We start from the raw sequence: 12559 nt of genomic DNA, 5'->3' as shown, positions 1-12559 counted from the left end.
GACTCAGGCTTGGCACGTGGAGAGGTGCCCGAGTGGCTGAAGGGACACGACTGGAAATCGTGTAGGCGGGCTTAAACCTGCCTCGCGGGTTCGAATCCCGCCCTCTCCGCCAAAGGCCCCTTGCCCGCTAGGGCAAGGGGTTTTCCACGTGGACCACCTTCCCCTTCCTCCTGGCCTCCTCCGCCAGAAAGGTGAGCCGATGGGCCTGGACCGCCTCGGAGAAAGGCTCCAAAAGGCTTTCGTCCTCCCGGCGGAGGGCCTCCACAAAGGCCCGCACCAAGCCAAGGTCCCCGCCCCCGTGCCCGCTTCGGATGGAACCCTCCCCTTCCGTCCCCTGGTCGTAGACCCTCTCCCCCTCCCCAAACCGATAGAGCCTGAGGTGCCTCCCGTCTCCGAAAAGCTCCCCCCTCGTGCCGAAGATCCGGGTCTCCCGGAACCGCATCCGGCTTAAGCCCTCCACGTGCAGACTGGCCGTGCGCCCGTCCCGGTACTCCAGGGCCACCACCTGGTGGTCCGCCACGTCGTTTCGCCCCAGGTAGACGCACTCCCCGTAAGGGCCTTCCTCCAAGGCCCGCACCAGGTTCTCCCGGGTGAGGGGAAAGGCCACCACGTCCAGGGGCCATCCCCTCTCCCCCTTCTCGTAGGCCTCCAGGTAGATGCGCCTGGCGGAGAAGGGGCACCCCCTCTCCACCTCCTCCGGGCAGTCCAGGCACCGGAAGGCCGCCCCCTGGGGTCGGTTTTCGGGGCGGAAGTGGTAGAGCCCCCCGAAGGAGGCCACCCGGGCCACCTCCCCCGGCATCAGGAAAAGGAGCCAGTCCAGGTCGTGCACGCTCTTGGCCAAAAGGAAGGGGCTGGACTCCTCCGCCTTTCGCCAGTTTCCCCGCACGAAGCTATGGGCGTAGTGCCAGTGGCCCACCGGTTCCAGGTGCTGGACGGAAACCACCTCCCCCACCGCCCCCTCCTTCAAGAGCCCCCTCAGGGCCCGGGCGTAAGGGGTATAGCGGAGCACGTGGGCCACGGCCACCATGCGCCCCGTGCGCTCCTTGGCCTGGGCCACTTCTTCCACCTCCGGCCAGGTGGGGGCGATGGGCTTCTCTAGGAGAAGGTGGTAGCCCCTTTCCATAAGGGCCACCGCCGCCTCGGCGTGAAGCCGGTCGGGCAGGGCCACCACCGCAGCCTCCCCCAGAAGCGGGGCCTCCAAGAGCTCCCGCCAGTCGGCAAAGGCGCGCTCCACAGCAAAAGCCTGCTGGAAGGCCTGAAGCCGCTCGGGACGGGGTTCCGCCACCGCCGCGATGCGGGCACCTAGGGCGTGGGCGTAACGGGCGTAGGCGAAGCCCCGGTTCCCGGCTCCAAGAACCACCAAACGGGGCCTCATGGTTCTATCCTGCCATTCCCTCCCTTGCCCCAGGCCTCCGCTTTGGAAGGGGTCACCGTAAAACCGACCCCCCAGCCACGCCACCGGGGGGTAAGGCTTTGCCTCCTAAGTGCCCGCGCTTAGGAGGCTAGAGGTGGGGCTTGGGAAAGGCCCTTTTGGAGCCCCCGCCGCGGCTTTCGCCGCGGCGGGGTATTTAGAGCTGGTGGAGCGGCGGGGATTTGAACCCCGGACCTCCCGCTTGCAAGGCGGGTGCTCTCCCTCTGAGCTACCGCCCCAGGCCTTCGGCAGTATAGCCCAAGAGGGGGGCTTACGCAAAGGACCCCCGCCCCCTATAATCGGGAAGGTGTGCCGCACCAGCCCTCGGGCAGGGGAAGGTCCCGCGGGAAAGAGGACGGCGCACGGGAAACGCCAAGCCCAACCTTCCCCGATGGGAGGAGTATGCCTGTTAACATCAGCGTGAAGGAGCTACTGGAAGCCGGGGTGCACTTTGGCCACGAGCGCAAGCGCTGGAACCCCAAGTTCGCCCGCTACATCTACGCGGAGCGCAACGGCATCCACATCATTGACCTGCAGAAGACCATGGTGGAGCTGGAGCGCACCTTCCGCTTCCTCGAGGACCTGGCCATGCGCGGGGGCACGGTGCTCTTCGTGGGCACCAAGAAGCAGGCCCAGGACATCGTGCGCATGGAGGCGGACCGCGCGGGCATGCCCTACGTGAACCAGCGCTGGCTGGGCGGGATGCTCACCAACTTCAAGACCATCTCCCAGCGGGTGCACCGCCTGGAGGAGCTGGAGAACCTCTTCGCCTCCGAGGACATCCAGGACCGCCCCAAAAAGGAGCAGGTGCGCCTGAGGCACGAGCTGGAGCGCCTGCAGAAGTACCTCTCGGGCTTCCGGCGGCTCAAGCGGCTTCCCGACGCCGTCTTCGTGGTGGACCCCACCAAGGAGGCCATCGCCGTGCGGGAGGCCAGGAAGCTCTTCATCCCCGTGGTGGCCCTGGCGGACACCGACTCCGACCCCGACCTGGTGGACTACATCATCCCCGGCAACGACGACGCCATCCGCTCCATCCAGCTCATCCTCTCCCGGGCGGCGGACCTCATCATTGAGGCCCGGGGCGGGGTGGTGGAGCCCTCTCCCTCCTACGCCCTGGTAGAGGCGGCCGAGCGGGCCGAGGCCCAGGGGGGCTTGGACGAGGGCCTGGAAGGCGAGGACGAGGTGGAAGCATGAGCCAGATGGAACTCATCAAGAAGCTGCGCGAGGCCACGGGGGCCGGCATGATGGACGTGAAGAAGGCCCTCGAGGACGCCGGTTGGGACGAGGAAAAGGCCGTCCAGCTCCTAAGGGAGCGGGGGGCCATGAAGGCCGCCAAGAAGGCGGAGCGGGAGGCCCGGGAGGGCATCGTCGGCCACTACATCCACCACAACCAGCGGGTGGGGGTCATCCTGGAGCTCAACTGCGAGACGGACTTCGTGGCCAGGAACGAGGTCTTCCAGAACCTGGCCAGGGACCTCGCCATGCACATCGCCATGATGAACCCCCGCTACGTCTCCGCCGAGGAGATCCCCGCCGAGGAGCTTGAGCGGGAGCGGCAGATCTACATCCAGGCCGCCCTCAACGAGGGGAAGCCCCAGCAGATCGCCGAGAAGATCGCCGAGGGCCGCCTGAAGAAGTACCTGGAGGAGGTGGTCCTCCTGGAGCAGCCCTTCGTCAAGGACGACAAGGTGAAGGTGAAGGAGCTCATCCAGCAGGCCATCGCCAAGACCGGGGAAAACATCGTGGTGCGGCGCTTCTGCCGCCTGGAAGTGGGAGCGTAGACCGTGGAAGCCGCCGGGGCCCCTACCCAAGCGGGCCCCGGTTTTCCTTAAAGCCATGAAGTACAAGCGCGTCCTCCTGAAGCTTTCCGGCGAGTTCCTGACGCGAAACGGCTTCGGCATAGAGCCCGAGGCCACCCAGGCCCTGGCCCGGGAGATCAAGGCCGCCTACGAGACCGGGGTCCAGCTCGCCATCGTCATCGGGGCGGGGAACCTCTGGCGGGGCGCGCGTCAGGGGGTGGGGATGGACCGGGCCACCGCCGACTACATCGGCATGCTGGCCACCATCATGAACGCCCTGGCCCTCCAAGACGCCCTGGAATCCCTGGGCGTCCCCACCCGGGTCCAGACCGCCCTCACCATCCCCCAGGTGGCCGAGCCCTACATCCGCCGCAGGGCCCTCCGCCACTTGGAGAAGGAGCGCATCGTCATCTTCGGAGGGGGGACGGGCAACCCCTTCTTCTCCACGGACACCGCCGCCGCCCTCCGCGCCCTGGAGGTGGGGGCCGAGGTGGTCCTCATGGCCAAGAACAAGGTGGACGGGGTCTACTCCGACGACCCCCGGAAGAACCCCCAGGCGGTGCGCTTTGACGAGCTCACCTACCTGGAGGTCCTGAACCGGGGCCTGCAGGTGATGGACACCACCGCCATCACCCTCTGCATGGAGGCGGGGCTTCCCATCGTGGTCTTTGACATCTTTAAGCCCGGCGCCCTGGTGGGTATTATCCAGGGGGAAAAGGTGGGTACCCTGATCCACACCTGAAGGAGGGAAGCATGACCCTGAAAGACCTCTACGCGGAAACCCGAAGCCAGATGCAAAAGAGCCTCGAGGCCCTGGAGCACAACCTGGCGGGCCTCCGCACCGGACGGGCCAACCCCGCCCTCCTCCTCCACCTCAAGGTGGAGTACTACGGCGCCCACGTCCCGCTGAACCAGATCGCCACCGTCACCGCCCCCGACGCCCGGACCCTCGTGGTCCAGTCCTGGGACCAAAACGCCCTCAAGGCCATTGAGAAGGCCATCCGCGACTCGGACCTGGGCCTGAACCCCAGCAACAAGGGGGACGCCCTCTACATCAACATCCCTCCCCTCACGGAGGAAAGGCGTAAGGAGCTCGTCCGGACAGCCCGGCACCTGGCCGAGGAGGGGCGGGTCGCCATCCGCAACATCCGGCGGGAGGCCCTGGAAAAGCTCAAGAAGCTTTCCAAGGAACTCCACCTCTCCGAAGACGACACCAAGCGGGCCGAGGGGGAGATCCAGAAGATCACCGACGAGTTCATCGCCAAGGTGGACGAGATGCTGGAGAAGAAGGAAGGGGAGATCCTCCACTAACGCCCTTCCCGGAGACCCAGGTTGAAGGACGAGCTTCCCACCCGCGTCCTCTCCGCCCTCGTGGGAGCGGGGCTCCTCCTCCTGGTGCTCTGGGCGGGGACGCCCTTGATCCTCCCCACCCTGGTCCTCGTCCTCTGGCTGGGGGGCCTGGAGCTAAGGGACATGCTGGCCCGCCGAGGGGTGGCCCTCAACCTGCCCCTCTTCTTCCTGGGGGGGGTTCTCCTCTTCCTCTTCTCCCTCCCTCCCCTTTACTGGCACTTTCCCCAGGTGCCCTGGCGGGAGGTGGCCCTGGGCCTTTTTCTCATGGCGGCCTTCAGCTACGAGCTCCTGAGGGGGGCGGACCTCACCCGCCTCGCCTTCACCCTTCTCGCCTTCCTCTACCTGCCCTGGAGCCTGGGCTATGTCCTCCTCCTCCGGGAGACCCCCGATGGGGCCCTGGGGCTTTGGACCCTAAGCCTTCCCATCGTGGCCAGCTTCGCCACGGACATCGGGGCCTACTTCGCGGGCCGGGCCTGGGGCAGGAGGAAGCTCGCCCCCGAGATCAGCCCGGGGAAGACGGTGGAGGGGTCTTTTGGGGGGATCGCCTTCAGCTTCCTCGCCCTTTTGCTCTACACGGGGCTCGTGCGGGAGGTCTTCCCCTTCGGGCTTTTGGAGCTTTGGCTTTTTAGCCTCCTCCTCTCCCTGGCGGCCCAGCTTGGAGACCTCGCGGAGTCCATGCTCAAGCGCTACTGCGGGGTGAAGGACTCAGGGAGCTTCCTCCCCGGGCACGGCGGTCTTCTGGACCGGATAGACAGCCTCCTCTTCACCTTCCCCCTCACCTACTTTCTGGTGGTGCTCTTCACATGAAACGGGTCGTGGTCCTCGGCTCCACAGGCTCCATCGGCAAGCAGGCCCTGGAGGTCTGCCGCTGGCGGGGTTTTCGGGTGGTGGGCCTCGCCGCCGGGAAAAACCTCGAGGCCCTCGCCGAGCAGATCGCCTTCTGGAAGCCCCTCCTGGTGGCGGCGGAGGAGAGCCTCCACAAGGAGCTCAAGGCCCGCTTCCCCGGGCTTAGGCTCGCCACGGCCGAGGAGGTGGCGGCCCTGGAGGCGGAGGTGGCCGTGGCCGCCATCCCGGGCCTCGCCGGGCTTTCCCCCACCCGGGTGGCGGTGCAAACGGGAAAGCGGGTGGCCCTCGCCAACAAGGAGGCCATGGTGGCCGCGGGGCCTCTCCTCTGGCGGGAGGCGGAGGCCCACGGGGCCGAGATCCTCCCCGTGGACTCGGAGCACTCCGCCCTCTTCCAGGCCCTCCTGGGGGAGAGGCGGGAGGACGTGGCCGAGCTCATCCTCACGGCGAGCGGCGGGCCCTTCCTAAAGGAGCCCGAAGACCTCGCCCAGGTGACCCCGGAGATGGCCCTCCGCCACCCCCGCTGGCGCATGGGCCCCAAGGTCACCGTGGACTCGGCCACCCTCTTCAACAAGGGCCTCGAGGTCCTCGAGGCCAAGGAGCTCTTCCGCTTCCCCCTGGAGAGGATCAAGGTCCTCGTCCACCCCCAGGCCTACGTCCACGGCCTGGTGCGCTTCCTGGACGGGAGCCTCAAGGCCCAGCTCGGCCCCACGGACATGCGGCTTCCCATCCAGTACGCCCTCACCTACCCCGAGCGGGCGGAGACCCCCCTGAAGGACCTCCCCATCCCCGGGGTGCTAGAGTTCCTGGAACCCGACCTCAAGCGCTTCCCCGCCCTGGCCATCGCCTACGAGGCGGGAAGGCGGGGGGGCCTCCCCCAGGTGGCCGTCTCCGCCGCGGACGAGGTGGCGGTGGAGGCCTTCCTCCAGGGGAAAATCCCCTTCCCCCGCATCCCCGAGATCCTGGCCCGGGTGCTGGAAGCCACCCCCACAGAGCCCCTAACATGGGAGAGCCTCTTCGCCGTGGACGCCTGGGCCCGGGAGGAGGCCAAGAGGTGGGCATGAGCCTGTTCTGGTTTCTGGTGGTCATCGGCGTAAGCATATTCGTCCACGAGCTCGGCCACTACCTGGCGGCGAGGCTTCAGGGGGTGCGGGTGAAGGCCTTCAGCCTCGGCTTCGGCCCGGTCCTCTGGCGCAAGGAGGCCTGGGGCACGGAGTGGCGGCTTTCCGCCATCCCCTTGGGGGGCTATGCGGACATTGAGGGCCTCCTCCCCGAGGAAAAGGGGCGGGGGTACGACGCCCTCCCCTTCCTGGGGAAGCTCCTCGTCCTGGTGGCGGGGGTGGCCATGAACGTCCTCCTCGCCTGGGGGATTCTCGCCTACCTCTTCAGCGCCCAGGGGGTGCCCGAGGCCACGGGCCGGGCGGTGATCCTCGAGGTCCTGCCGGGGAGCGTGGCCGAGGAGGCGGGGCTTAGGCCTAAGGACATCCTCCTCGCCGTGGACGGGAAGCCCCTGGAGCGCCCCCAGGAAATAGAGCGGCTCAAGACCCCGGGGAGCCACACCCTCGTGGTGCTCCGCGAGGGGAAGGAGGTGGCCCTTTCCCTCACCTGGCGGGAGGGCCTGGAGCGGCTCGGGGTGGTCTATGGGCCCGAGGTGCGCTACCGGCGGGTGGGCTTCCTCGAGGGGTTCCTCCTTTCCGTGGAGCGCACCCTCTCCTTCGGGCCCCAGATGGTGCGGGCCCTGGTGGGGGGGCTTTTGGGGGTGCTTTCCGGCAACCCCAATAGCGGGGTGGTGGGGCCTTTGGGCCTCGTGGCGGAGACGGGCAAGGCTGCCCAGGAAGGGGTCTTCCGGCTCCTAGAGCTTGCGGCCTCCATCAACCTCTCCCTGGCCCTTTTCAACCTCCTCCCCATCCCCGCCCTGGACGGGGGAAGGATCCTCCTCCTCTTCCTCTCCCGCCTCCTCCGCCTCCCCCCGGAGCGGGAGGCCCTGGTGCACTACCTCGGCTTCCTCTTCCTCCTCCTCCTGGTGGTCCTGGTGACCTTCCAGGACCTAAGGAGGCTTCTCGGAGCCCCATGACGGCCACGGTCCTCATTCCCGCCTACAACGAGGAGGCCACCGTGGCCCAGGTGGTGCGGGTGGCCAAGGAGGCGGGCTTCCCCGTGGTGGTGGCGGACGACGGCTCCACGGACGAAACCGCCCGAAGGGCCCTGGAGGCCGGGGCCAGGGTGGTGCGCCTTCCGGAAAACCGGGGCAAGGGCGGGGCCATCGCCGAGGGGCTGAAGGCGGTGGCCACCCCCTTCGTCCTCCTCCTGGACGCGGACCTCCTAGGCCTAAAGCCCGAGCACCTCCACGCCCTCCTCCTCCCGGTGGCCCGGGGCGAGGCGGAGATGACCGTGGGGGTCTTCCAGGGGGGGCGGCTTTCCACGGACCTGGCCATGCGCCTCACCCCCTTCCTCTCCGGCCAGCGGGCCCTGGCCACGGAGGCCTTGAGGGGGGTGCCCGGCCTGGCGGGGGCCCGCTACGACCTGGAGCTCCTCCTCACCCGGCACGCCAAGCGCCGGGGCTGGCGGGTGCGCTACCTCCCCCTTCCCGGGGTGAGCCAGGTGATGAAGGAGGAGAAGCGGGGCCTCCTCAAGGGCCTCCTCCACCGCCTGCGCATGTACTGGGAGATCCTGCGTTACCGCCTCAGGGCGGGCTGAAGCGGAGGAGCTCCACCCAGGCCTCCCCCGCCCGGTAGGCCACCACCCCCAGGCCCGGCACCAGGTAGAGCTCCTTGAGGTCGGTGCCCCCCTTTTCCGTGGTGTAGGCCACCCGCACCCGGTGGGCGTTGAAGGTCCCCGCCTTCACCCTCACCCCCTCCAGGGCCTCCACCCGGGCGGAGAGGGCCACCCGCTGGCCGCGGAAAAGGGCGCTTCCCCCCCAGGCCGAGCCCAGCTCCAGGCGGGCCGGGTAGAGGAAGAGGGGCGGCGTAAAGGGAAAGTAGCCCTCCAAGAGCCCCACCCCCAAGAGGTAAAGCCCTTCCGGGAGGGCCTTCAGGCGGTCTTCCCGGAAGAGCCTGCCCCCCTTGGAATAGCGCAGGCGAAACCCCTCCGGGGTGAGCCTCAGCTCCTGGAGGGTGCCGTCGGAGTAGGCGTAGACCCCTCCCTCCTTGGGGAAGACCTGGGCCAGGGCCCAGGCGAGGAGGAGGGCCAGGACGAGGCCGCGCCTCATTCCGCCTCCCCCAGCTCGTGCCCCCGGCGGGTGGCGGCCTCCACCGCCTCGTAGAAGGCGGCCCGGAGGGCCCGGGCCTCGAGGGCGTGGAGGCCGTGGATGGTGGTGCCCCCGGGGCTCGCCACCTCGTCCTTGACCTGGGCGGGGTGCCTGCCCTTGAGAAGCTCCCCCGTGGCCGCCAAGGCGTCCGCGGCGAGGCGGAGGGCCAGGGCCCGGGGCATGCCCATCTTCACCCCGGCGTCGGCTAAGGCCTCGGCCACCAGGGCCAAGTAGGCGGGGGCCGAGGCGGACATGGCGGTGAAGGGGTCAAAGAGGTGCTCGGGGATCTCGTACACGTCCCCCACCGTGGCGAAGAGGGCCCGGGCGAAGTCCAGGTCCCCCGCCTCCTGGGCCTCCCGTAGGGCGGTGAGGGCGGTGGAGCTCTCCCCGATCACCGCCGCCAGGTTGGGCATGGCCCGCACCACCCGCCGGGTGTCCAGCCTTCTCGCCAGCACGGCCGTGGAAACCCCCGCCATGATGGAGATAAACCCCACCCCGGCCCGGGGGATCTCAGGGGCCAGCTGGGGGAAGTCCCGGGGCTGGACGGCGAGGAGCACCCGCTCGGCCTCGGCCAGGTCCTGGAGGGAGAGGGCCCGGACGCCAAAGGGCGCGGCCAGGGCCTGGCCCCGCTCCGGGGTGCGCCCCACCACCCCCACCTCCTCCGGGCGCAAAAAGCCCCGGTCCAAAGCCCCCTTGAGGATGCTCCGGCCCATCTTGCCAAGGCCCAGGAAGGCGAGCTTCATGCCCTTGAGTCTACCTTGCGGAGGCGGAGGTAATAAAACCCGTCCAGGCCCCCCTGGGGCGCCACATAGACCCCAAGCCCCTGCCGAAGGACGGGCAAGGGGCAAAAGAAAGGCTCCGGGCGGAACCCGGGGTGCCGCTCCAAAAAGGCCCGGGCCACCCCCTCCCCCTCCTCCTCCGTGAGGGAGCAGACCGCGTAGACCAGAAGCCCCCCCTCCTCCGTGGCCTGGGCGGCGGTCTCCAGAAGCTGAAGCTGCAGGAGGGCCATCTCCTTTGGGTCCTCTTTGGCCAGGCGGTAGCGGAGCTCGGGGTGGGCCCGGAAGGTGCCCGTCCCGGTGCAAGGGGCGTCAAGGAGCACCTTCTTGGCCTTTTCGGGAAGGGGCTCCCGCAGGTCCTGGGTACGGTAGGCCACCCGGAGGCCGAGGCGCCTCGCCGTCTTGGCCCCCGCCTCCTGGCGCTTCGCGTTCAGGTCGTAGGAGACCACCTCCGCCCCCTTGGCCGCCAGGTAAAAGGCCTTGAGCCCGGCCCCGCCGCAGAGGTCCAGCACCTTCTCCCCGGGCTTAGGCTCCAAGAGGGCCGCGGCGAAGAGGGAAGCGGGGTTTTGCGGCTGGAGGCCGAGGGCGGGAAAATCGGTCTTGGGCCTTTCCCAGACGTAGCTGTCCGGGATGGGACCCGGCTTCAGGTCCACCTCCCGGTAGGCGGTGACGAAGAGGGGGGCGGGCTCGTTGAAGCCCTCGGCGAAGGCCACGTCCCCGAAGAAGCCCCGCCAGGCCTCGCAGAGCCAGTCCGGTAGGGAAAGGCGCACGCACTCCGGGGCCTCCCGGGGGCGCAGGCGGCGGAGCACGGCGTTCACCAGGCCCGCGAACCCCGGGTGGCGGCCCTTGACCTCTTCCACCCAGGGGCTCACCCGGGCGTGGTCGGGCTTGCCGAGAAGCCACTCCAAAGCCCCCAGGCGCAGGGCCCAGCGCACCTCCTTGGGGAGCTTCCCGGGGGCCTTAAGGTAAGGCTCCAGGAGGAAGTCCAGAAGCCTCAGGCGGCGCAAGGCCCCGTAGACCAGGTGGGTGACGTAGGCCTTGTCCCGCTCGGGCCAGTCCAGGCGGTCCAGGGCCCGGTCCAAAAGGTGCTGGGCCCGCCCCCCCATCTCCACCCGTAGGAGAAGGGCGAGGGCCAGGCCCCGGGGCGTGGGGGCCTTCAAGACTCCAGGGGGTGGGCCTTGATGCTGAACTTCAGGGCGGTCCGCTCCTCGTTCTCCAGGTCCAGCTTGACGAAGGCGGGCTTCACCACCAGGTCCAGGTTGTCGGGGGCGATGTAGCCGCGGGCGATGGCGATGGCCTTCACCGCCTGGTTCACCGCCTGGGGCCCGATGGCCTGCACCTCCACCTCTCCCTTGGTGCGGAGAAGCGCCGCGATGGCGCCGGCCACGGAGTTGGGGCGGGACTTGGAAGAGACGCGCAACGTTTCCACTTTGACCTCCTGAAAACCCTTGGGCCACCCGCTTGGCAAAGGCGTGGGCGGCTCAAGGCCCATGCTAGAGCAAGCGGGCCCCTTTGGCAACTAGCCCGCGAGGACCCGCTCCTCCAGGCCCTTCAAAAGGCTTTCCACGTTCTCCTGCATGAGCTTTTGTACGAGCTTTTGCAAGAGCCCTCCGAAGATGGGGATGGTGAGCTCGTAGGTCAGGGAGAGGACCACCCGCGTCCCCTCCCCCTCGGGCAGGAAGACCCAGGTGCCCTCGTAGCGGTCAAAATCCCCTTCCGGGGAGAAGAAGCGGTTCCTGAGGTGGGCGTCGTCCCACTCCTCCTCCTCCAGCCAGCGCACCTTCTTGCCCATGGCCACCGCCACCCACTCCGTGCGGGTGCGGTGGCCCTCCTGGGCCAGCACCTTGAGGCTTTCCACCTCCTTGAGGTAGGGCTTCAGGCCCTCCAGGTCCTTGGCCAGGGCGTAGACCCTCTCCGGGGGGGCTTGGATGTAACGTTCGGCGCGCACCTCGGGCATGGGCCCTTTTTACCCCTTTTCCTCCTCCTTGGCAAGCTCGTAGGCCTGGAGGGCCACGGCGAGGGGGAAGCCCCGCCCCAGCAAAAACCGCACCGCCTTGGCCTTGTCCTGGCGCCGGGGGTAGCGGCGAAGGGCCCGTAGGGCGGCCTCGAGGACCTCCTCCTCCCCCACCTCCCTAAGGACCGCCTCCACCACCTCCTCCCCCACCCCTTGGGCCCTGAGGAGGTGGCGGAGCTTCCGGGGCCCGTACTTGCGCCGAAGGGCCACGAAGGTCTCCGCGAAGGCCCGGTCGTCCAGGTAGCCCAGGGCCGAAAGGCGCTCCAGGGCCTGGTCCACCTCGGCCTCGGGGAAACGCTCCAGGAGCTTTTCCTTAAGGCGGGCCCGGCTCATGGCCCGCCGGGAGAGGAGGCGAAGGGCGTAGGCGAAGGCCTCGGCCTTGTCCATGGGTTTAGGGTACGCTATGGCCCATGCGGGTCTTCGCCATCGCCGACCCCCACCTCTCCCGCGCCCACCCCAAGCCCATGACCATCTTCGGCCCCGGCTGGCAGGGCCACCCCGAGGCCTTCTTCCGCGGCTGGCGGGAGGTGGTGGGGCCCTCGGACCTGGTGATCGTGGCCGGGGACATCTCCTGGGCCATGCGCCTTTCCGAGGCCCTCCCCGACCTCCTGGACCTAGGGGCCCTCCCCGGGAAGAAGGTGCTCCTTAAGGGGAACCACGACTACTGGTGGCCCTCCATCTCCAGGCTTCGCGCCGTCCTTCCCGAGGGCATGTACGCCCTGCAGAACGACGCCTTGGTCCTGGAGGGGGTGGCGGTGGCGGGGACCCGGGGCTGGCAGTACCCCCCGGAGACCCTCGAGGACGAAAGGATCCTGGCCCGGGAAGTGGAGCGGCTAAAGCTCTCCCTGAAGTCTCTGGAGGGAAAGCCCCACCGCCACCTGGTGGTGGCCTTCCACTTTCCCCCCTTTGGGCCAAGCGGAGAGGCCTCGCCCCTTTTGGAGCTCGCCGCCGGGGCCCACCCCCAGGCCATCGTCTACGGCCACCTCCACGGGGCCGACCCTGCCAAACTGCCGCAAAGCTACCAGGGCATCCCCCTCCACCTGGTGGCGGCGGACGCCCTCCGCTTCCGGCCCAAGCTGGTTCTGGAAGCGGACTGAGGTTATACTCGGTACATGCCTT

General features: G+C 68.7%; 16 protein-coding genes and 2 tRNA genes. 10 read left to right on the top strand and 8 right to left on the bottom strand.

Annotated elements, in window-relative coordinates; genetic code table 11:
* Positions 1-18 precede the first annotated feature (18 nt).
* Positions 19-112: transfer RNA gene (locus BLP62_RS02085), tRNA-Ser, on the top strand.
* A gap of 15 nt (positions 113-127) precedes the next feature.
* Here BLP62_RS02085 and BLP62_RS02080 read toward each other — a convergent pair.
* Together BLP62_RS02080 and BLP62_RS02075 are read right to left on the bottom strand one after the other, a co-directional pair.
* Positions 128-1360 carry a Gfo/Idh/MocA family protein gene (locus BLP62_RS02080; RefSeq protein WP_241374120.1) on the bottom strand — a complete coding sequence of 411 codons (1233 nt, stop codon included), beginning with the start codon at positions 1358-1360 and terminating at the stop codon, positions 128-130.
* A gap of 215 nt (positions 1361-1575) precedes the next feature.
* A tRNA-Ala gene (locus BLP62_RS02075) sits at positions 1576-1650 on the bottom strand.
* 163 nt (positions 1651-1813) lie between these two features.
* On the opposite strand from BLP62_RS02075, the gene rpsB reads away from it, so the two are divergent.
* Genes rpsB through BLP62_RS02035 form a run of 8 tightly spaced genes read left to right on the top strand, consistent with a single transcriptional unit; the run spans position 1814 to position 8100 of the window.
* Positions 1814-2605 (top strand): 30S ribosomal protein S2, encoded by a 792-nt coding sequence (gene rpsB / locus BLP62_RS02070; RefSeq protein WP_093005368.1) that lies wholly within the window; start codon positions 1814-1816, stop codon positions 2603-2605.
* A complete protein-coding gene (tsf, locus tag BLP62_RS02065; RefSeq protein ID WP_093005366.1) occupies positions 2602-3192 on the top strand; it encodes a translation elongation factor Ts in 591 nt (196 codons plus the stop codon). Before rpsB ends, tsf begins: the two co-directional genes overlap by 4 nt.
* 55 nt (positions 3193-3247) lie before the next feature.
* Positions 3248-3952, top strand: a complete 705-nt coding sequence (gene pyrH, locus BLP62_RS02060; protein ID WP_093005364.1) for a UMP kinase — start codon at positions 3248-3250, stop codon at positions 3950-3952.
* 11 nt (positions 3953-3963) lie between these two features.
* On the top strand, positions 3964-4521 hold the full coding sequence (frr, locus tag BLP62_RS02055) for a ribosome recycling factor (RefSeq protein ID WP_093005362.1): 558 nt from the start codon (positions 3964-3966) through the stop codon (positions 4519-4521).
* A gap of 21 nt (positions 4522-4542) precedes the next feature.
* Positions 4543-5367 (top strand): phosphatidate cytidylyltransferase, encoded by an 825-nt coding sequence (locus BLP62_RS02050; protein ID WP_093005360.1) that lies wholly within the window; start codon positions 4543-4545, stop codon positions 5365-5367.
* Positions 5364-6467, top strand: a complete 1104-nt coding sequence (gene dxr / locus BLP62_RS02045; protein ID WP_093005358.1) for a 1-deoxy-D-xylulose-5-phosphate reductoisomerase — start codon at positions 5364-5366, stop codon at positions 6465-6467. The genes BLP62_RS02050 and dxr overlap by 4 nt, the downstream gene beginning before the upstream one ends.
* Entirely contained in the window at positions 6464-7477 is a 1014-nt protein-coding gene (locus tag BLP62_RS02040; RefSeq protein WP_093005356.1) for a M50 family metallopeptidase, read from the top strand. Before dxr ends, BLP62_RS02040 begins: the two co-directional genes overlap by 4 nt.
* Positions 7474-8100, top strand: coding sequence for a glycosyltransferase family 2 protein (locus BLP62_RS02035; RefSeq protein WP_093005354.1), 627 nt, complete (start codon positions 7474-7476; stop codon positions 8098-8100). The genes BLP62_RS02040 and BLP62_RS02035 overlap by 4 nt, the downstream gene beginning before the upstream one ends.
* Here BLP62_RS02035 and BLP62_RS02030 read toward each other — a convergent pair.
* From BLP62_RS02030 to BLP62_RS02005, 6 genes are all read right to left on the bottom strand, one after another.
* Positions 8087-8611, bottom strand: a complete 525-nt coding sequence (locus BLP62_RS02030; RefSeq protein ID WP_093005352.1) for a hypothetical protein — start codon at positions 8609-8611, stop codon at positions 8087-8089. The two genes, BLP62_RS02035 and BLP62_RS02030, sit on opposite strands and share 14 nt — an antisense overlap.
* Entirely contained in the window at positions 8608-9393 is a 786-nt protein-coding gene (proC, locus tag BLP62_RS02025; protein ID WP_093005350.1) for a pyrroline-5-carboxylate reductase, read from the bottom strand. The genes BLP62_RS02030 and proC overlap by 4 nt, the downstream gene beginning before the upstream one ends.
* Positions 9390-10586, bottom strand: coding sequence for an RsmB/NOP family class I SAM-dependent RNA methyltransferase (locus tag BLP62_RS02020; protein ID WP_093005348.1), 1197 nt, complete (start codon positions 10584-10586; stop codon positions 9390-9392). Before BLP62_RS02020 ends, proC begins: the two co-directional genes overlap by 4 nt.
* On the bottom strand, positions 10583-10855 hold the full coding sequence (locus tag BLP62_RS02015) for a stage V sporulation protein S (protein ID WP_014515944.1): 273 nt from the start codon (positions 10853-10855) through the stop codon (positions 10583-10585). Before BLP62_RS02015 ends, BLP62_RS02020 begins: the two co-directional genes overlap by 4 nt.
* 90 nt (positions 10856-10945) lie before the next feature.
* Positions 10946-11383, bottom strand: coding sequence for a type II toxin-antitoxin system RatA family toxin (locus BLP62_RS02010; RefSeq protein WP_093005346.1), 438 nt, complete (start codon positions 11381-11383; stop codon positions 10946-10948).
* Between the two features lie 9 nt (positions 11384-11392).
* Positions 11393-11827, bottom strand: coding sequence for a regulatory protein RecX (locus BLP62_RS02005; RefSeq protein WP_093005344.1), 435 nt, complete (start codon positions 11825-11827; stop codon positions 11393-11395).
* 23 nt (positions 11828-11850) lie between these two features.
* Here BLP62_RS02005 and BLP62_RS02000 point away from each other — a divergent pair, with 23 nt between their 5' ends.
* On the top strand, positions 11851-12537 hold the full coding sequence (locus tag BLP62_RS02000; protein ID WP_093005342.1) for a metallophosphoesterase: 687 nt from the start codon (positions 11851-11853) through the stop codon (positions 12535-12537).
* Positions 12538-12559: the final 22 nt, after the last annotated feature.

The organism is Thermus arciformis (assembly GCF_900102145.1).
GTDB classification, from domain to species: Bacteria; Deinococcota; Deinococci; order Deinococcales; family Thermaceae; genus Thermus; species Thermus arciformis.
Note: the sequence above shows the minus strand (reverse complement) of the source record. Positions and strands in the feature narration are given on the sequence as shown.